The organism is Paenibacillus sp. J22P59 (genome assembly GCF_059383895.1).
Map to the genome: position 1 here is coordinate 210,150 of NZ_JBXENX010000002.1, position 20,517 is coordinate 230,666.

Below are 20,517 nucleotides of genomic sequence, written 5' to 3' on the forward strand. Positions count from 1 at the left end.
AACGTTGCTGAGAACCTATCATTGCGTATATAGTATTATTGACTTTATTTGTACATTTTTGATAAAAATAGGAGGCATGTGTGATGTCCAAGCTTATGAAATACGTTTATTATTTTTATGAATGCCGCAAAGCACAGTACATCCTTCTGTTTCACCAACAACATATTCCGGTAGAGCTGTTGTTCTACAAAACCTACGAAAGCACCCGAGCATTCTATAACCACCTATTTGAAAAGAAGCAAAATCGCTGGATGTATGATGGCTGCTCGCTGACCAATGAGGACGCTATGCTCCTTAATATTCGAATTACAGAACATCTTGCATATACAGAAGAAGAGCTTGACCATGTGCTGGAACAAAACCTCGGAGACAATCACTTCGTCTATATCTGGGTCAATAATGATTATTTACCCAATCGGGTATTAGGGGTAGATTACAGTGATCCCGGCTCTCTTCATTCCGTATTTCTCCGAGATCGCCGCGAATCAGACAATCAACTCTCTTACCTGCTGCAAGACAACTCTCCTGAGTTCTGTGATTATGTGAACGACCGTTTAGTGAAGGATGCTATATTCACCGGTAATCGAGAATGGACCAAGATCGTGACTACTGTGCAGCTAGCTCCATGGAATATTCAAGAAGCCGAAGCAGCACTGCAGAATAGATTCGCAGCATGGCATAGCCAGTTAGATGACGATTTTTATCTCTATGACCATATCTATCATCTCATTAACGAGGATACCGATGATATCCGTACCTTATGCGAGACGCTGGAGCAAGCCGTCTGTCTCATATCGGGCTCCAGGTATTTATTCGGAAGATTCCTTGAAAATGTTCATGGACCGGAGGAATTTGTTCAACAACTGGATGCCATTAGCCAAGCCGCCGAACGGATGAAGAATGCCTTTGCCAAAGGGGCGATTTCTCTCCGACTGAATAGAGAGAAGCTATCCGAAATATGCGAACAGCTCAAGCAGAAGGAAATCGCTTTTTATTCGTTGCTCAAGAACAATCCCTTTATTCCCGTACTGCCTATAGAACTATCTCTTAATAAATAACTAATCATCATCAACCTAACAATAAAAAAACGACCGTTTCCCAGTAAATGACCGAGAAGCAGTCGCAGCCTAAAAAAAACTCCAATTGTTATTCCCTTGACCGCCATGCTTTAAAAAGTTAATTCGCTACTTTAACGCTTTATATTCAGCCCAGACTTTCTTGGATACACTCTCTGGTCTTTGCTCAACAAAAGCTTCAGCCTCTTCGAGGGCAGAAACAGGCATTTCTCCTTTATTTACTGCTATTATTATATTCGACATACGTTCGTATTCCGCAGCGGATATTTTAGTTTGTTCAGAAACGTTAGTATTGGAATATTGAACATACACCGTCGTTAATCCGCCTAAGAGAAGTACTACTGCAATCGCGCTATACATTTTCTTCATTCTGCTCACCCCATTCACCTACTTTAATAATTAATTAAAAACACCTGCTTACCAAGACGATACAACAAACTATAAAGTTCCAGTAATTCAATTAAATATATAAATTTTAAGTTGAATATAAGCTGGCATCGTTAAGCAACGATACCAGCTTATTTAGAATGTCTATTTAAATAAAATAGCAATCCTTCCCCAAGAACGATCATGAACCTATTTCATCTTATCTATCATCGTGCTTGAATGTTTAGTTCTGCTTCATTCCTTTTACCTAGTATCCAATAGAAAAACGGTGATTCCTTTCACGAAAACATCGAGAAAGGAATCACCGTTTTTCTTTTCTAGCTTGCTCTTAACCTCTGAGCAGAGATCGTTCACTTTACCATTTCAACATTGCCAGCTTCGTTATCGGCCATAATTATATAATAGAACACATCTGGAGCAGATTGGTGTTAGCCCTTCTCCGAGCACTTCCCGATGCTTGCGGAAGTTCTCGTTATGATACACATCCTTCAGATCCCCATCATTCAAGTCACCTAGCGTAAATTCCGGGAAAAATTTGCACGGATTAACCTTCCCATCCGGCATAACATCCAGTCGATTGGCAATCGACAAGCATTGCTCGCGCTTCATCGCCGGCTTCTCCGAGCCTAGGATGAAATCTCTTACCTCATCCAACTCAAGTGCAGGCTGGAAGCGGATCCTCGTTGTCCATAACCGCTTATTGATTCGATCAACCTCTGCAAGGAGTGGATCAATATTTTCCTCGGAGACGTGAAAGGAGAAGGAATGCCAGCTATAGCGCTGTTGCTGCTGCGCGGCTTCGAGCCAATTGAAATTTGTCTGATAGAAACTATCCATCTTGACTGCAATATCACTCGGAATATACCAAGGAAATACAAAATAGACCGTATCCACGCCCAGACCTTCAAAATATTCCATGAAGTCGTATAGCTTCGTCACCATAGAATCACTAATAGTCAGGCTGAGCGAGATTCTCCCCTTGTACTCGCCGGTACGCTGCAAATCAAGCAGCAAATTAACCATATGAACAACTTTTTTGAATGTTCCTTTTCCACGGATTGCATCATTCTCTGCCTCGAAGCCATCCAAGCTGATCAGCATCGTCATATCCTCGGATATTTTGAGGATCGAGTCCAGCTTCTGCTCAATTAACAAAGCATTTGTGCAAAAAGTCGTATTGCGAGGATCACGCTCTAGCAGGCTGGCGAACTCATCAAATTTACTATAGAACAAGGGCTCGCCGCCCCAAATAAATAATCGGGATTTCTGTGCGCGGGTTTGCTCCAATATCCGTTCCAATAGAGAAAACTCGATTTCCTGATTTTTGACCTCTTTGGCCATATCATGATGGAAACCTTCACTTGCCCATTCAAAGCAATGCTTGCAACGAAGATTACAGCCATTATTCAGCTTAATTCCGATGTCCTCCGGGATGTCCATTGCGAACGTTGGATCACGCCTTAGCGCTCTGCTTGTCTTCGAAATGTTACGTATCGTACGTTTCATATTCTGAAACGTATTCCGATCAAACTTCACTTTCGTTTTGGGCTGCATAAGCTATCCTCCCTTTCCACTTGAACGGTTAACGTTCTGCAACAAGGACTAACTTGCTGCTTTCTTTTCTCCCTCTCCCTCAAGGAAAGCGACAAAGGTCTGAATCGCACTCAGATGCTCATAATTAAAGGTCTCAAAGTCAATCTCCAAATCAAACTCATCTTCAATGGCCAAAATGAAGTTGATCATTTGCAAAGAGTCGAGCCCAACATCGTTAATAATATCTGATTCTGGCGTAAGTTCCGGGAGCAGCTCCGGGGTTTCCTTGATTTCGCATAAAATATGCATAACCTTTTGCAGTGTCATGAATACTCCTCCTCTAAAATAATGAATAATCAATGGTCAGCTTCTCTCTTGCCTTCTGCATAAGCCTCTCATGCCATAAAATTCGCTCGTATGATTGTGCAAGCGGACGGTTAATTGTTACACCGTCTAGCACCTCATTAAAGAAAACAAGCTGATTCACAAAGTAGCTTTGCGGCTCAAAAGAAATCTTATCTTTGAGTCCGCTTTCCTTATGCTCGATCCGAATGGAAATCCGATATTTCCCCATGCTGGCACGGAAGAAATCGTCGACAACAACATTTGCTTGCTCAAACTCCAGCGTATGTCTGGAGCTTGCCGGCAAATCGAAGGAAGAGACGAGCTCAGCCCGTACCCCATTTGCAAATCCCAGCTCCGCATGGAAGGTAGCATCGCAGCCATTAGGCCCATCAAAGGCAGAATTCGCATCAAAGCTATCTGGCTCAAGTCCAATCACAGCTTGAATAAATTGCAGCCAATAACAGCCGAAATCATAGAAGGCTCCGCCGCCCCGCTCTGGAAAGCTGCGATAGTTCTTCTGCTCAGGGTCCTTGAATGGAATGGATATTTCAGAGCGAATCTGTATGAGGCTGCCATATGTTCGCTCTTCGATCATCCTCTTAATCTCCCCTTGCCAAGGGTGATGCTGAACCATCAGGCCTTCTAATACAGGCAGCTCCGTTATCTCCTGCATCTTTATCAGCAGCTGGAGCTCCTCTGTATTTAAACAGATGGGCTTCTCGATCAAGACCGGCTTTCCGTATTCCAATGCTTTTATGGTCCATTCCTTATGCAGCTCATTGCTTAGCGCAATATATACACAATCAATTTCCTGACAGGCAAGCAGCTCCTCATAACTGGTGTAGACATGAGGAATACCGTATTTGTCCGCATACTGCTTGGCCTTTTGCTCCGATCTGCTCGCAATCGCATAGACACTTAGTTGCTCTACACTTTTAATAGGAGTGAATAAAGCTCGCTCAACAATTTGCGCGCAGCCTAATACGCCAATTCGTTTTTGCTTCATAAGTGGTTCCTCATGCTTCCTTTTATTTGGCTGTCGTCGTCTTGAAATTCAAGCAACAGGCCTGACAAATAGGGAATGAATTTTTTTTCAAATAATTGCGGTATTCTTTGTATTTTTGACCATTCCAAATATCAAGAAGATTCTGTTCATTCACGTTTCCTAGAGACAAGTCATAAAACGCGTGGCAGGAGGTCACATCTCCCCTTGCATTAATCTCGGTGCTAAGCCAAGGGAACTCGCATCTCTTCTTGGCATGAGACAGCTTATGGCTGTTGCCGCTGAAATAGAGATCGACTGTTTCTTCGGTCATATTCTGAGGATAAGCGTTGAAGTACACACCCTTTTCCTTGCAATACTGTTCGATGTTGCGTACTTGCTGCGCAATTTTCTTCGCATCCATCTCACTGAATTCCGATAATTCCCTGACGAACCCTTTAGAACCAAGCGCTTCTGTCTCCACATCGAACTTATCCTTCAGAATATTGCGATAATTAGTGTGGTCTTCTGGCGTGATGAAGGATTGGAATTCCAGACTGATATGGTCAAGCTTCGTAATATCAATACTTTCAAAGAACAGTTCCTCTACGTGCATATAGGTTAGCGGGGTAATAATAAAGATCGTACCGATCTTCGGGAACTCTTGCCCCTTCTCCTCGCGAAGGCCGTGCAGCTTATCAATGCCTCGCGTTGCTTTCTTGAATACCCCTTTGCCCCGCTGTTCATCATTGATTTTCTCAGGGCCATCCATTGAAATCCATACGCGATGCGGCTCATTCTCAATAATCATCTCCGCATGCTTCTCTAGCAAGGTGCCATTGGTTGGAAAGGCAACCTGGCTTCCATAATATTTCAAGGCAGCAAGAACCTCATCAATTTGCGGATACATAAGAGGCTCTCCGCCGAACAAATCATAATAGGGCTTCACAGGACTGCAATCCTGAATAATTTGCTTCACAATGTTAATATCGAGCTGTTTAAGGATTGGTCTCTCTTTGTACGCGCCATTGTCTCCCCACTCATAGCACATTTTGCATCTTAAATTACACGCTTCAAGAAGCTGCAGCCAAATCCATCTAGGCATCGAGGTATTAATTGACGGAGTAACGCCTTCATTGCGAAGTTGTACAGACATAAATAACCTCCTCATATTTTAAAAATATAGTTGAGTTTAATGACAACCGACCTTAAGCCAGCCTCTATCCTACATCACCTCCTCTCGTAATTCTGCTCAGCACATTCCTCGTCTGATGCTTCATCTTCAGAAGATTGTTATGAATGCCCTCCAGCACTTCTAATGAATATCCTTGTTGCTTCCATGATTCATAGCTTATCCCGAGTCCAAGTGCATCCCACAGCTCTGCATTAGACTGCTCATGTGCTCCGAAGGGCTCCAAATAAATCAATGGCGTTGCAGAGGACAGCGAGTCCAATAAGGTAGCTCCGCCCGGCTTGCTAATAATGCCTAGACTTTGCCTCATCAGCTCGAAGGCTTGCGGATATTGAGTGCAGCTCTCGAACAGGGGCTCTTCTCCATCTGTAATCTCTGCGAACGGCGGAAATTCGAATTCATTGTTCCTATTGCGCTGCCATGGGCTCCATAAGGGGTCCATCATGTAATAACGATGGCCTAGAGATTCGTTGGCGATATCCTCCTTATAATAAGCGATGATATTCAAGCCAAGCCCAGCAGCCGTAAGTTCCGCAATCTTGTCCTTATAAGTGCCAATTCCCCAGCCTCCGCCATGAATCATGAAGCGCTTATCGCTCCTCTCCATGAAAGGGATCGGCTCTTCATTACTGACAGCAATCGAATATGCAATAGCCTTCTCTTCTCTCGAATAGAGCCAGACGTTATCAAAACGATTGCAGGCTTCCCCATAGACGGAGAATGAAGGCGTATCGCTGGCATCCAGACGAAGGAGTGTAATATCAAGATCATTGGATTCCACCATTGCCTGATAACGCTCCAAAATCGGAATCCAGAAGCCGGTAAAAGCAAAAAAACGTCTTCTGCCTGCTTCCTTCCATTCCTTCAGCAGCTCCGTAACTCGCTCCTCGTCCAAGCTTGTACGGCTGTCTTTAGCCATCTTGTAGCCCATCTTGGCCACTGTGAAGCTCTTATGAAAGGCTTTGCGGTACTGAGGAATCTTATCTCTCGTCTGCTCATCATACAGATGCTCCAGCATACAGATTGTGGACGGTGTTCCTTGCTCTTGGAGCTGCCGCTGAAGCAGCTTCGCTGGAATATATACACCAAGTGAATTTCCTGCGCTCAAGAAGGTTATTGCTTCGTTCATTGAGGCTGCCTCCTTCTCCACTCAAGTCTTTGCGTCAAAGGTGAAGCTGAGCTTGCTATATAGTAGCCTGCATCATGGTGAACTTCTCAAGCTTGGACAACATGTCCTGATGCTTAACAGCGTCATTGCCGTAGATCAGAACAAAAATACGATATAAATTGTGATGAGACAATTGGTGAGCGGCGAAGGTGTAGATCAGAAATTGATGGTCCGCATCAGGCTCCAGCTCAGACTCGAAGCTGGCTTTCAATTCATCGAAAGAGATAGGAATAGAGCTCTCCAAACGAATATAGCGGCTTTCTATAAACTGATAAGAGGGGAGTAAAGCTGCAACGAACGGCAATAAGTAAGTCACTTGCGTAAACCTGCCGTTAATCTCGATAAGTGGGTATAAATCGCCTTCCTCATCCAATATGGAATCAATGCCCGCTATACCTATATAGCCGCTTTGCTGCATAACGGCTGCCAGCCGCAGCATCTCAGCTTCATAGCTTTCCATTAAGGAGGCGTCATATTCTGGCGTATAATTCGTCCCGACATATACGCCATAAGCGTTAATTCTCTGCTCTGTAACAGCAAGCAAATGTACAGAACCAGGCTCAATCCAGAGCTGTGCGTTCAAAGATCTACTAATAGGATGCCAGGCCTCCAGCAGCAATTCAAAGCTGCTGAACCGCTTGGCGATGTAGGAGATTACTTGCCGGAATTTCTTCTCATCTTCGATGATTGTCAATCCTTTGCCAGATGAACCGTAGGGCTGCTTCAACACGGCCCTACGGAAGCCTGCTGCACGAATATCTGCATAGGCTTCACTCAATTGCTCAGGCGTATGGCAGAAGTAGCCTTTCGTCACGCGAAAGCCGCTTCGCATCGCCAATCTTCTTGCGGTATACTTGCTGTTCATTTGTTTCACTAATTCAGCATTGGAATGATTCAAATTCCAGCCGAATTGCTCTGCTTGCGCGGCCAGCTCAGCTGTCAACAAGAACGGAAGAAAAACGAATGGCTCGCTGGACTGTTCCTTCATCCATGCAGCTGCATCTGCACCGCTTGCAGCAATACAGATATGGGGCAAGTCCTGCCGAGAGCTCTTCACGTAGGCCAAGAACTGCGGATCAGGCTCATGCTTAAACCATACTGTATCCTGCACATCTGCAATCCAAAGCAGCTGCTGCTCCTGCTGCTCGATCAGCATTCGTTGCTTCGGGTCCTCGAAGGACGGGAAGAGCACCTCTTCATTCCAGCTCTGGTCATCATTAATATTCACATGCCATAGAGCCCTGGATGTACGAGCCTCCCCGAAAGGCTGCCAATGTAGATGATTTTTGCGATCTCCCATGAATTCACCTCTTCATCATAATCTATATCGTTATAGATTCGAGCTGCTGTAGTTTCTCAGCGCCCGCTTCCATACGATGCGAATAAGCAAGAAGAATAGGATCGGTGACGCGATTCCCCAAATAATCTGTCCGCTGGTCAGTTTATCAAGCACAAGCAACGGCCCGAAGTTCGTAATAATAAACACGGGGATAACGAATGTGCCTATGCGTTGAATCCATTTGCTGTAGATGGAATACGGCATATTATTGGAATCCCAGACCGAATAAGAGATCTCGGTGGCTGCCGACGTATTCACGAACCAGAAAGACAAGAGCGGCGGAATAATCATTATGCAATAGGTGATAACAGTAGCGATAACCAGGAAAACAAGGAAGCCTGCCACATGGAGGAAAGTGAGCGGCACACCTGAAGCCTTCCAGCTAATGATGATCATGACGGCTCCAGCAATAAAATTCGGAATCGGCATTCCTACTTCGATGTAACGAAAGGACACGAGAAATTGTAGAGAGATCGGCTTGACGATCATCAAATCAAGCATTCCATTACGAACATAATCAATTAATCGACTAAAATTATTGAAAAATAGCCCCATATATATCCCTGTCAGCAAAATATGCGTTCCCATGAACATGAGAATTGTATCTGGCGACAACCCATTAATATGGACGTTTGTTTTGTATACAACAACGACATACAACAGCTTGGCCATGAGAAAGGCCGCCTCTACGAATATGCCGGTAATAAAATTGGCTCGATATTCCATCTGAGAAATAACAGAGTTCTTCGCAAATAGAGCAAGAATGTACAAATGTCTTCGCAATTCCATGACTGCGTTCACAGGTCAGCCTCCTAACCCCAAATACCTCTTCATCCCCCACTTCCAGACAAGGTGGCAAATGACCAGCATCAGAAAGATCCACAGGATCTGCCAGACAATTCCTTCCCAGACGAGGTCTCCGGCAATCTTGCCGTTCAATACATTAACCGGGAAATAAATCAGATAGTGAAAAGGCATGAAGCGAAATATCTGCTGCAGTCCTTCTCCAAAAATCTCTAATGGGAATATACCGCCGCTCATTACATTAACTAGCAGGCTAGTGACAACGAAAAAATAGGATATTTCAGATAACCAGAAAGCACACGCACAAATCGCATACGAAATTAAAAAGCTAAGGATCATAGCAAGGCATAAGGAAAGAAAGAATGTTAGCATTCGTTCTTCTACGGTGTGGAGGTTATACATGCTGTTTAAAGCGAAGGTTAGTATTAAGATAATGAGCAAGGAGATCGTGAAGTAGATAAGTCGCTGCCCAAAAAACGAGCTTATTCGAAAACCAAAATAATAGATGGGCTGAATAACATACTTATTCAAGCCTCCGTTCTTAATATCCTCTGAAATGGAATACTCAATGTGAGTAATAACCAGCTTGGATATAACTGCAGCCATGATCGTATACATAATCATTTCCTGATAAGAATAGCCAAACAGGGCGTTCTCCCCAGAGCTTCCGTAGACGGCGGTCCAAATATAGTATTGAATAATGACCGGGAATGCCGCACTTATTAAAGAGAGGAAGAAATTAAACCGATATTCAAGCGAGCTTTGCAGGCCGATGCGAAAGGCAACGAAATATTTATTCCTCGTCATCATGCATTACCTCTCATATAGCCCGACAATCCCATCCTCGGTCGTCAGATCCTCTATTGTATAGTCTATAACAGGGAACTGCTCCAGAAGCTGCTGGGAGCATGCTCGAACTTCTTGCTTGTCCACTTCAATAATCGCGTAATAGCCATCAAATTCCTTCACTTCACCAAAACGCTCAAGCTGCTCCGATTCGACCTCTTCAGAAAAATGAAGCTTGATTGTTTTCTTCTCTTGCACAAACGTATTAATCTTCTTCAGCTCCCCATCATACACAATCTTGCCGGTATTGATGAGAATAACTCTCGGACATAGGTCCTCGATATCTTTCATATAGTGGCTTGTTAGAATGACCGTTGCGTTATATTGTTCATTGTAGTACTTCAAGAAATTGCGGACAGCCCGCTGCGAAATGATATCAAGCCCTATGGTAGGCTCGTCCAAATACATTAGCTTCGGCCGATGAATCAAAGAGGCAATCAATTCCATCTTCATTCGCTCACCGAGAGACAGCCTGCGAACCTGAACACCTAACAGCGACTTCACACCAAGCAGGTCAGACAGCTCGTCAAGCGTTCGCTCGTATTCATCATCCGGCACTTGATAAATGCATTTGTTCAGATAGATCGATTCCCCTGCCGGCAGATCAGGCCAGAGCTGGCTCTTCTGTCCCATTACGATAGAGAAGAGCTGCTTGAAGGATCGCTTGCGTTCCCATGGCGTATAGCCAAGAACGTTCACATGGCCAGAGGTAGGGTGCAAAATGCCGGATAGCATCTTAAGTGTGGTTGTTTTGCCCGCTCCGTTCGGACCAAGAAAACCAACCATCTCGCCCTCTTCAATCGAGAACGATACTTCATTGACTGCTTCTTTCACTAATTTTTTACGATAAAATAAATGTTTGAGAGATTGCCTGATCCCAACTTCTTTCTTGTAATATTCAAAGCATTTCACAAGATTCTGGACCTCTACAGCATTCCCCATATGCAATCCTACTCCCCACTTTTACTGCCATGATTGAGATTAAATGTAAAAATAAGACTTTCTTTTATTGTATTAAATTTCTAATTATGTGTCTATAGCTAATCTAGCTTATTCTATTGGAATCTAACCGTACCATAATGCTCTTGTCGAATGCAGTCGTAATAACTCTGCTACTATTTATCCATTTCGTGAATGTTGACAATCGGGCTGGGCTCGGGCCCTATTCTCTTTTCCTGTCCAGTACCACCGTGTCATAAATGTTACCCTTTCGCCCGTATGTGATGATTCTCCAATCTGATGTCAGATTAGCGGGCAGCGGATAATTAAATAATGATTTGAGCCCATTCCCATATCGGATAATTACCTTTCCATTATTAGCCCCTTTATTTTTAATAGCATCCAGAACCTCAAGCTTATCCTTTACAAGGGATGCGATTATAACATGGGTAGCCTCCTGCAAATAGGGCGTCTCTCCAGCTAGATGCTCCGAAAAGTCTATGCGGGAATAGAGACCCGAATGATAGGAAATTTTTCTGCCCATCTCTACAGCTTCCCTATCATTATCAAGGCACATCACCTCAGCGCCCGCTTCTCTGGAAATAGTCAGGGCCGATAATGGAAAAGCTCCTGAGCCGATGAACAATACTTTGGAGTGCCCATTAATTTGGAACGTCTCAAGCTCCTCCGCAACGGCACGAGATAGCCTTGTCATATAGTCACTAATATCGAGCTTATCCTCACAGACACATTTGGATTGATATTTTTCTATGCGGCATAAGGCTCTCACAGAGGTCTCTCGCAGCTGATTGCTTTGCAGCCTGATCTCCGTATGCGAATGCCATTCCTCCCACAGCTTCTCGTTCTCCCCTGATACGATAAAACGACATAGCTGATCCAGCTTGCTCTGAAGCGACTCATAGCTAGCCTCCTGACCCAGCTCCGAATAACCGGATAGTCTACTGATCTCACGCTCCATGCTTTGCAAAGACAGTAAAAAAGCATATTTGTCCTTCACCTGGTCCCTCCTAGCATGCGTTAACATTTCTCCGACTTATTGGACCTGCTTCCTCGTTGGCAGGAGCATTCCTGATTCTTCGATGAGTGTTACTAGCCATCAATACGACGGCGCGGATCGCTTTAGAACAAAATCCCCAAAACGAACCAACAAAGCACAAAAAAAGATGATGCAAAAGCGCACCATCCTTTGCTAAAGTCTAAGACCAAGTGTATCCCCCCTAGTAGCCTCCCCATTCTTAAAAATCTCACAGCCTTATTCAGAGAAAAAAAGAGCAGCCCCTGTCTTCTGTGCTAAGACGAATGCTGCTCTCATGGTATTTAATTCTTTAATCTGCCTCCTCCATTTTCGTATTTTCCTTGCCCAAATCAGCATCTGCTGCATGGTCCGCAGGCGGCCTTCTCACCAGCATCATATAATGTGCACCAATGTGGAGCAAAGCTACATTAGCTTCTGCCGCTCCATCCCCGTATGTTGCTTGAGCCACTGGCTGTATCCTTATTTCTTCATGATCTGCTGTTGTAACAGCAGGCTCTTCGACCATGGAGTCGCTGTCTTTGCTTTTAGTCGAGTCTTCAGTGACCATCTTTAGCTTTGACTTCCGCTCGTATTCAGCGAAAGCACGCCGCACCTGAATTTGCCGAACATTTAACTGAAAATCCCGCCTCTGAAGGATTGCTCTCATTCGCGCACCTAATCCCGGTTCCGGGCGGTATTCAAGCATACCATGGACAACAGCTTGCACAGCTGCCATCACCTCGTCGGCTCTATTATCCCTCATATGGTTGCTAAGGTCTCTTCGGATGATTTGAATCTGCTCATTGGATAAATGCCCGTCCCCCCTCACCCTGTCTGGAATCCCAACTAATAAATGATCCTGTGCCTGTATGAGCTCAGCAGCCCTGTTTGCATGAGCTATCGCATAGATCAGACAGTCTCCTCCGCCTGGATTGTCAACGGCTTCATAGCCATCCGGTATATCCTGATAAACATCAAGAGTAATATTAAATGCATTCGCGATTTCATTGCCTTCTCCCTCAGCAAGATAAGCATTGTCCATCATATCCTGCAAATAAGCAGTGACCAATTCATCTCTATGATCATCCAGCAAATCACCATCCCGCCCAATCCAGGTTCTGTTTTGATCTCCGATAAGTCCATGGACTAATGCAAAGGGATTGCTAGATTCGAGCTCCTTGTCATTGAAGGTCAGGGCATTGAGCCCAGTAATCTTTCCTTTAAAAAGATGAAGAGGCGTATAAGCAGCCTTTGGCAGCTTCGGACCTTTAGCTTTCTTTTTCTCCTTATCGTCCGCCTCCGCCATTTTATCGATTTTGTTCATCGTCCTGCTTGATATTTTCTTCGGGCTTTCCGGTACCTTTAATTTGGAGGCGGCGAAAGCAATCGGATATGTTTCATTCATGATCGAAAGATGGTTCCATACCAAATAACGGGCAGCATCCACCTCTTCTTCTACCATATGTACCTCGTCGTCCTCATCGTCTAACCCATCCTCAATTTCAAGCTCGTCTTCGTCCTCATCCTCCATATGATGACCGTCCCTAACGGCTTTAATATCTAGCATACCTAGGATGGCATTCTCTGCATCCTTCGCTGTTACAGGAGGGCCTATGCCATTTCTCTCAATGTGAAGAAGAACGGCCCTGTGCCTTCCTTCTGACTTGCCCCCCATATCCACCCCATTAATCGTAGAGCCAGGAATCGTATTAATATAATCAAGCAATTGATTAATTTGCTTCTGCAAATATTCCGCAGTCCAATCCTTCTCAGGCAATTGCTTTGGAATGGGATCTGCTTGGGAGAAAGCTCCTGCCAGCTTTTCAGCCATAGCTTCTGCTTCCTTCCATAGTACATCTCTCATTTCCTTAAGGGCCTCTGTCACGGTTTTATTAAGCAGCGCTTTTCTTACCCGATCCTGATGGACAATATAAGCTGTCGTATGAGCGCCTTGCGACGAACCGAATACATTTCTAGGCCGGCCGGCCATAATAATTTCCTCTATAACCCCGCTATCATCAATCACAACTTGCGTGGCAAGCGGCTTCAAACGATATTCCAAATATTCCGAGGCTGCCAGCTCATCTTCATCGGCTTCCTCATCTTCGGTTTCATCTGGCTTCTTCAAGCTTTCCATGGACATTTTGAGAGAGTCTGCTATTGTACCAGGCAATAGAGGTGTATCGTTGTCCTCATCTGCATCTTTTTCCGCACCCAGCTTCTGTTCCACTCTCACCTTTTTAATGACTCTTTCTTTCGTCTTGGATTCTTTCGCGGCATTTATTGGCTTCGTTTTTGGTGCAACTGGCTCCCGTTCTCTTTTTGCTTGGCTTCTTTTCCCAAGAAGCGGGCGCAGCGGCGCTTTATATATGCCATCCACCCTACTGCCGAACATCTCCTTCAGAGCCGATAGTTTTCCGCCAAGCAAGTCTTCTATTTCGTCAAGCTTTTGGTATAAACCATCGGCAGCTTTATAGCTCTTGAGATAGTTGTCCCTATGATACTTAGTAGGTCCGAGTACATCTTGGAAGCTCCATATCTCCTCGATTTTGCGCTTCAGGCTGTCATACAGGGCTGATCTGGCTGCATCCAGCACTTGCATCAAATCCTTGATCGTTGCTGTACGAAGACGCAGCTTCCACTCCGCTTCAGACAGCTTTGAGTCCTTGAAGCTTTGGGGGAAGCTGGCTTGAAGCGACAAAATATGCTGCTTCACAACTTCATCCAGCCTAGTCATGACATGGGTGTCTGTCCCAATTCCCGGCGCTACCTTAATTAATTGCTTTTCGTCTATCTCACCAGAGGCTACCGCGGCTGCCGTGCCGTCGAACAACCCTAGCATTGCCGTCTCTATCTCTTTCGCTTCCATAACTCTCTTCTTCGTTTCGTGCTCGTACAGCACTTCCGCATTCTCTCCATGACCTTGCCCCGAGAAAATCTTAACCCCAGAGGTTTTATTCAGAGAGGCTTCTCTCACATTAACCGTAGAATAAGGAACCAGCTCTCTAACTTCCAGATAGGCTCCAACATATTGCTGGAGTAAGGAAGTTAGCAGAGCCGCGCTTGGCTCAGGGTCCTTAGCCGCTAGCCGCTGGCGAATAGCCTCAAGCTTGATTCGTGCTTCTTCCCACAGGGCACCCTGACGTCCGGTCAATTGGCCTACTCGCTGGTATCCCGGCAATCTTCTCATGGCTTGAACGAGTCCATCCATGAAGGCAATTCCACCCTGGAGATCCTGACCTTGCAGCCCTGCATAAATTCCCTTCACATGAGTCGTGTAAGCGGTCGTATGATCACCCATTGAGCTGCCGTATGTATTTTTAGGCCTGCCTACAATATTTACAGAGGAAATAGTCCCATTCTCAATCGTTACTTGCGTGGCAATAATTCGCTGGGCAACCTTTTTGGACAGCGGCCTATTGACGAGTTGTCTATTGCCAGCAGAAAGCCCAATTGATGCTGCACGAGCCCCCATCTGATCTGCTTCGCGCTCCAGCTCAGGGCTGTCATTAATTGCAGCACCCTTCGTCTGGAGAGTAGCGGATACTCGCTGCTGCTTCTGCTGGACGACATGCCAGGCTTCATGGGGCAGATGCTTCTCCTGCCCGGGTCCCAGATGGATCTGATTGCCTTGCGCATAAGCAAGCGCTCCAATGCCGGCAGGCTTGGAAGAATTATATTCTACACTCACATCATCCATTGAAATGCCCGATAAGCCTTCTATTCCCCGCTTTAACTGGCTGGGCAAGTTTTTGCCTTGCGCAGAAAAACCGCCACTGCTAGCAGGGGAGGTTTTTTTTGCAGCAGGCTTGCCCTCCTCCATCATTTGCAGCAGGCCCCGATTGCCTACCATAGTCTGCATTTGTAGCATATTTCGTCTTACCCTATCGACACTTAGATCTCCAGCCTGCTCAGTAGTGATGCTCTTATCTGTTAGTGCTCCGGTTGTATGCTGATGACTTGCCGTTGCTTGTTTCTTTTCCGTAGAGAATGAACCGTCCATATTATCCCCCATCGTGATCATCATATGTCCTCAGCTTTGCAACAACGCTTATCGCTTATTTTGAATTATTCCTCTTCTTCTTCCTCCTCTTCTTCAAATTCCGCAGGAAGCTTAGGAAACTCAATCTTCTTATTTTCTCCTTCGGCTGCATCCTGGCCCATCTTTTTTACTAATTCTCGTATTTTCAGATTAGACGATCCGCCTTTACTTGGTTTTGCCATTAGCTTGAGCCCGGATATCTCAAATGCATGAGGATACGTTTCATTAATAACTTTAAAATGGTTCCATATTAGATGGTCCACTTTAGCATTAGTGTCACTTTGCTTTGTTTCATTCACAATAACAGCCTTAGTATCCAGCAAGCCTAAAATAGCGTTCATGGCATGATTCTTTGTTAAAAGCATTCCCGAACCATATTTCTCAATATACAATAATACAGCTCGGCAACGGCCCTCAGCTTTGCCGTTCACATCCGTCGCATCCAGTGCCGAACCTGGTATAGCATTGATATAATCAAGAAGCCCATTAATTTGTTCTTGCAAATACCCCATAGAAACTTGGTCCTTCTTGGACCATTCCGGTCTTACCGGAGTTTTACCAGCAAAGGCACCTTGAAGCTCCTCTGCTGTTTCCTCGGCTTCCGCCCATAGTGTGTTTTTTATAATGGATATTGCTTCCTCAACGGTCTGATTTTTCAACGCTTTCCTTATTCGATCCTGGTGGACGATATAAGCTGTTGTATGAGCACCATGTGAGGAGCCGAATAAGGTTCTAGGCCTCCCGCTCATTATAATTTCACTAATTTTATCATTCTCATCGAGAATGACCTGTGCCGCCAACGGCTTGAGCCGGTATGCTTTCTCTTCTTTCATAATTTCCGTAGGCGACTTCGCTATAGCTGATTTGTGAATGGAACTATTCTTTAAATTTATTGTAACTTTCTCCTCAAGCTTTTCATCATTCTTTATCTCATCATTAATCATCTTTACTTTTTTTAATAGATGTGATATTTCTTTTTCCTCTTCACTTTTTTCTTTCTTTACTTCATCTTCAAGTGAAGCTTCCATCAAGTCTTTGCCATGCTCCTGTTCGGTTGCTCCTGTGGAATCCATTTCCTTTCTTTTCTTGCTAGCCCTCCCATTCCTCTCTAAGACAGGTCTATTAGGAAAAACAAATTTATCCCCCTTCACACTTCCATATTCTGCTGTAAGCTTACTCAATTGAGAATTAACCACCTTATCTAGTTCTTCTCCAACTAGTACGTTACCCAACTTAATTCGTGCAGTATGTATTTTCGTAAGCCTGCCGAAAGCAACAGCTTCTTTACTATCTAAATCACTTTCATTTTTCACTTTCTTCTTTCTAGATAGCGCATCATCATCAAGAGCTCTCCATTTGGTTAAAATATGTGCTTTCATAATGTTGGATAATGACATCTCTGTAAGCATAAGCACATCATCAAGAACCGGACGGCATTCAAGCCTCAAAGCTTCCAGCCACTCTATCTCTGACAGCTGTGCATCCTCGAAGCATTTAGGAAAATTTATTCTAAGTGACATGATATGCTGAGCAATGATCTCGTCCAATCGTTCAAAAATTGGGGTATCCGCTTGCATACCTGGCGCTACCTTAGGCAGCTTCTCGCTGTCTATCTCTCCTGCGGCTGCGGCAGCTGCGCTGCTGTCGAATAGGCCAATCATCATTTCTTGAAGCTGGAGTGATGTACAGACCTCCTCCTTTGTTTCATGCTTGAACAGCAGCTCTGCATTCTCCCCATGGCCTTTCCCGGAGACCAATTTCGATGAGGCTTCCTTCACATTAATCGTAGAATAGGGAACCAGCTCTCTAACTTCCAGATAGGCCCCAACATACTGCTGGAGCAAAGAGATTAACCTGGTATCACTTGGCGGTTTATCTGTTTTTGCTATTTGGCTGCGGATAGAATCCAGCTTTGGCTTTGCTTCATTCCACATTTTAGCTTGACGATCAGGCAAGTGATCTATATGTCTATAACCTGGCAGGTCTATCATAGAATCCATAAGCTCATTCATGAAATTAATGGCGTCTTTTATACTTTTTTTATATAGTCCCCTATGAATTCCCTTCACATGGGTCGTATATGCAGTAGTATGATCACCCATTGAGCCGCTGTATGTATTTTTAGGCCTGCCTACGATATTGACAGCCTTAATGACCTCTTTCTTCGTGATGTCCTCTTTATCCGTAATGACCTCGTCCTCCGTGATCATCTTATCCTCAGTAACAGCCTCTTCCTCCATTGTCAGTTGCGTAGCTACAACCCGTTGGACGATTGTGCTTGCCAGCGGCCTGCTTGCGAGCCGTTGCTCATTAGCTGAATATCTGAACGATGCAGCGCGAGCGCCCATGCGATCGGCTTCATTCTCCAGACTAGGACTGTCATTGATCGCTACACCCTTCGTCTGAAGGGTAGATGTCACTCGTCCCTGCTTCTGCTGTACGATATGCCAGGCTTCATGGGGCAGATGCTTCTCCTGTCCGGGTCCCAGATGGATCTGATTACCCTGGGCATAAGCTAATGCTCCTATATGGGCAGGCTTCGATGAACCATAATGAACATTCACATCGCCCATCGAAATACCTGATAACGCTTCCATTCCCTGTCTTAACGGACTAGGCAGACCTTTATTATGAGAGGAAGCTACACGATGTTCATTTGTAGAATCAGTTATATTCTCAAAGCTTCTATCCTTCATCATCTGTAGCATTGCGTGATTGCCAACCAGTGACATCATGCTTTTTCCTGCACCGAGCCCCATTGACTCGGACTGCTGGAAAGCAAGTCCTGTTGCTCTTGAACCGGCCCTTTGCCGGTGCTGGTAAGATGGTTTCTTGTCCTCCGAGAGTTGTTCACCCACCCATGCTGACCTCCATTTAAGTAACGTACAGTCATTCTTGTTATTAAAAGAATAGCATTTCATTCAGAAGGAATAAACCATCTCTGCCCAGAAGATGCAATTATTTTTAGATGTCAAGGCAGATAAATTAAGGTTTTATCATCTTTTTCTAATAAGCCCCGTTTTTTGAGACAGAGCCACGGGTTGTCCTCCTATTGGTAAATTGATCCGAAAAATGCTGTGTTATGGTGTTAACAGGAAGCACACATCACTCATGCATCAATGACCTATAGGAGGTACTACCATGAACACAACCAAAAAACATCGTGTAACAAAAACGATAGCAGGAATCGCAATCAGCTTGTCTGTCGCTCTAGGCGGCACCATTATCGCAGCTCCGGAGCAGGTGCATGCAGCCGCAAGCACCACCTCAAAAGCAACCCAAATTATTAATACAGGAAAAAAATATATTGGCGTCGATTATAGATTCGGTGCACCTTCGGGCATAACAAGCTCATTTGATTGCTCTTCCTTTACGCAATATATATTCAAGAAGAATGGAGTCAGCCTGCCACGCTCCTCCAAGCAGCAAGCGAAGTCGGGTAAATATGTAAGCAAAAGCAACCTTAGAGCAGGCGATCTGATCTTCTCCGATACGAATCGGGACGGAGTTATCAATCATGTAAGTGTCTATATGGGCAGCGGAAAAGTCATTCACACGTATAAAAAAGGACTCGGAGTGACGATCTCCAACTTCAAAGGAAGCACTTGGGACAAGACTTATGTCACTGCGCGACGCGTTCTTTAGTAGCAATACAAATAAGAGCTTCAGTCTTCTACACTTAGTGGAAGGCTGAAGCTCTTGTTATTATCTATTAATTATGGCTATGTAGTTAGTTGTCGCAGATCTCTGGTCACATTGTCTACCATTGTAACGAATACCGCCAGTTCCTGTGATTTGGCAGCCTGATTGCGAGCCTCCGAGGAGGTCTGCTCCGATTCTTTGCGAACCGATATCAGCTTTTTCTCGATCTGGTCCAAATTTCCCTGAATCGTCTCTAATGCTTTGCGAGATGAGCCAGCAAGCTTACGCACCTCATTAGCTACAACCTCGAAGCCTCGGCCATTTTCTCCTGCCCTTGCTGCTTCAATTGCAGCATTCAGGCCTAATAAATGCGTCTGATCAGCAAAGCCGCGAATAAGTGTGCCCATCTCCGTAATACCATCAAGGTCAACTTGGAGCTCTTCTAACAGATCATGTGCTTTATCCTGAGATTGAGAAGTCGAGACTGCAGTTGAAGCAATCATTTGTGCGCCTTCATCAAGCTCAACCATAAGACCAGCAAGCTTTTGTACGGCTTCCATAACGATATTCAGCATCACCGAACGATCATCAGCAAGCTCCTGAATTTTCGCTTGCTCGGAACGGTTATAGGCTTCCAGCACGAGCTGAGAATCCAGGTTGAACATCTTCGTAAGGGAATGAATGACCTCGGTCCATTGCTCAGGAATAACTCGCTTAAAGACCGAAATTGCTATATCCAAATAAGTCATATAAGTGCCTAAATACCAGTCTGTCGTCAATCCAATTCGGGAATGGACAAGTCCAATCTTGATCCTATTATCAAGGAATGGCTGATCGATCACACCATCCGTCAATGACACCCAATATTCCCTTTGCGTCTCCTTCAGTCGTTCGATGCTGCTAACTCTTGCAATCAGATCCATTAGCTCTGGATATTGCTCCAGACTCTCATAGAAGCGATCTACTACTTCCCCTACCACCTGAACAAATACGGGCCGACAAGAAGCAAGCCTGTTCAAATCCTGCTCGGTTATGCCGGTATAAGCCAACTGGCGACTTCTTTGTTCATCTACATTAATCATGGAATAAGGTTCCTCCTAGGATGTATGCTAGCTACTTATTCTATTATATCGTCAATTGCTCCGGATTCGTAACCCCTTTCATAAATTGTAAAAGTTTATTAAAA

The 20,517-nt window shown here is 44.7% G+C and carries 16 protein-coding genes and 1 pseudogene; 2 read left to right on the top strand and 15 right to left on the bottom strand.

All coding sequences use genetic code 11. The features are described from left to right. The first annotated feature begins 83 nt into the window (after positions 1-83). Positions 84-1,058, top strand: a complete 975-nt coding sequence (locus AC50YO_RS04230; protein ID WP_494843616.1) for a hypothetical protein — start codon at positions 84-86, stop codon at positions 1,056-1,058. Between the two features lie 126 nt (positions 1,059-1,184). Here the strand turns inward: AC50YO_RS04230 and AC50YO_RS04235 are convergent, their stop codons facing one another. From AC50YO_RS04235 to AC50YO_RS04295, 13 genes are all read right to left on the bottom strand, one after another. Continuing rightward, positions 1,185-1,454, bottom strand: coding sequence for a hypothetical protein (locus AC50YO_RS04235; protein WP_494843618.1), 270 nt, complete (start codon positions 1,452-1,454; stop codon positions 1,185-1,187). A gap of 390 nt (positions 1,455-1,844) precedes the next feature. Then, positions 1,845-3,017, bottom strand: coding sequence for a radical SAM protein (locus tag AC50YO_RS04240; protein WP_494843620.1), 1,173 nt, complete (start codon positions 3,015-3,017; stop codon positions 1,845-1,847). A gap of 48 nt (positions 3,018-3,065) precedes the next feature. After that, positions 3,066-3,323, bottom strand: coding sequence for a phosphopantetheine-binding protein (locus AC50YO_RS04245; protein ID WP_494843622.1), 258 nt, complete (start codon positions 3,321-3,323; stop codon positions 3,066-3,068). Positions 3,324-3,336: 13 nt separating this feature from the next. Further along, positions 3,337-4,347 carry a Gfo/Idh/MocA family protein gene (locus AC50YO_RS04250; protein WP_494843624.1) on the bottom strand — a complete coding sequence of 337 codons (1,011 nt, stop codon included), beginning with the start codon at positions 4,345-4,347 and terminating at the stop codon, positions 3,337-3,339. Positions 4,348-4,369: 22 nt separating this feature from the next. Further along, complete coding sequence (locus tag AC50YO_RS04255) at positions 4,370-5,479, bottom strand: radical SAM protein (protein WP_494843626.1); 1,110 nt, start codon at positions 5,477-5,479, stop codon at positions 4,370-4,372. Between the two features lie 64 nt (positions 5,480-5,543). Further along, the gene (locus tag AC50YO_RS04260; RefSeq protein ID WP_494843628.1) at positions 5,544-6,644 is read right to left on the bottom strand and encodes a hypothetical protein; all 1,101 of its coding nucleotides are present in this window, start codon (positions 6,642-6,644) and stop codon (positions 5,544-5,546) included. A 55-nt stretch (positions 6,645-6,699) separates the two neighbouring features. Continuing rightward, positions 6,700-7,983: an ATP-grasp domain-containing protein gene (locus AC50YO_RS04265; RefSeq protein WP_494843630.1), complete on the bottom strand. Its 1,284-nt coding sequence runs from the start codon at positions 7,981-7,983 to the stop codon at positions 6,700-6,702. 30 nt (positions 7,984-8,013) lie between these two features. Beyond that, positions 8,014-8,823, bottom strand: a complete 810-nt coding sequence (locus AC50YO_RS04270; protein WP_494843631.1) for an ABC transporter permease — start codon at positions 8,821-8,823, stop codon at positions 8,014-8,016. Positions 8,824-8,826: 3 nt separating this feature from the next. Continuing rightward, complete coding sequence (locus tag AC50YO_RS04275) at positions 8,827-9,636, bottom strand: ABC transporter permease (protein ID WP_494843633.1); 810 nt, start codon at positions 9,634-9,636, stop codon at positions 8,827-8,829. Positions 9,637-9,639: 3 nt separating this feature from the next. Then, entirely contained in the window at positions 9,640-10,614 is a 975-nt protein-coding gene (locus AC50YO_RS04280) for an ABC transporter ATP-binding protein (protein ID WP_494843635.1), read from the bottom strand. 220 nt (positions 10,615-10,834) lie between these two features. Next, the gene (locus AC50YO_RS04285) at positions 10,835-11,629 is read right to left on the bottom strand and encodes a nicotianamine synthase family protein (RefSeq protein ID WP_494843637.1); all 795 of its coding nucleotides are present in this window, start codon (positions 11,627-11,629) and stop codon (positions 10,835-10,837) included. A gap of 328 nt (positions 11,630-11,957) precedes the next feature. Beyond that, positions 11,958-15,662: an eCIS core domain-containing protein gene (locus tag AC50YO_RS04290; protein ID WP_494843639.1), complete on the bottom strand. Its 3,705-nt coding sequence runs from the start codon at positions 15,660-15,662 to the stop codon at positions 11,958-11,960. A gap of 53 nt (positions 15,663-15,715) precedes the next feature. Further along, positions 15,716-18,547 (bottom strand): eCIS core domain-containing protein, encoded by a 2,832-nt coding sequence (locus AC50YO_RS04295; RefSeq protein ID WP_494843641.1) that lies wholly within the window; start codon positions 18,545-18,547, stop codon positions 15,716-15,718. Between the two features lie 283 nt (positions 18,548-18,830). Here AC50YO_RS04295 and AC50YO_RS04300 point away from each other — a divergent pair, with 283 nt between their 5' ends. Next, positions 18,831-19,334 carry a C40 family peptidase gene (locus AC50YO_RS04300; protein ID WP_494843643.1) on the top strand — a complete coding sequence of 168 codons (504 nt, stop codon included), beginning with the start codon at positions 18,831-18,833 and terminating at the stop codon, positions 19,332-19,334. A gap of 77 nt (positions 19,335-19,411) precedes the next feature. On the opposite strand, the gene AC50YO_RS04305 is transcribed toward AC50YO_RS04300, so the two are convergent. Together AC50YO_RS04305 and AC50YO_RS04310 are read right to left on the bottom strand one after the other, a co-directional pair. Continuing rightward, the gene (locus tag AC50YO_RS04305; protein ID WP_494844116.1) at positions 19,412-19,906 is read right to left on the bottom strand and encodes a methyl-accepting chemotaxis protein; all 495 of its coding nucleotides are present in this window, start codon (positions 19,904-19,906) and stop codon (positions 19,412-19,414) included. Between the two features lie 51 nt (positions 19,907-19,957). After that, positions 19,958-20,413, bottom strand: a pseudogene (locus tag AC50YO_RS04310) (protoglobin domain-containing protein); the annotation flags it as partial. Positions 20,414-20,517 lie beyond the last annotated feature (104 nt).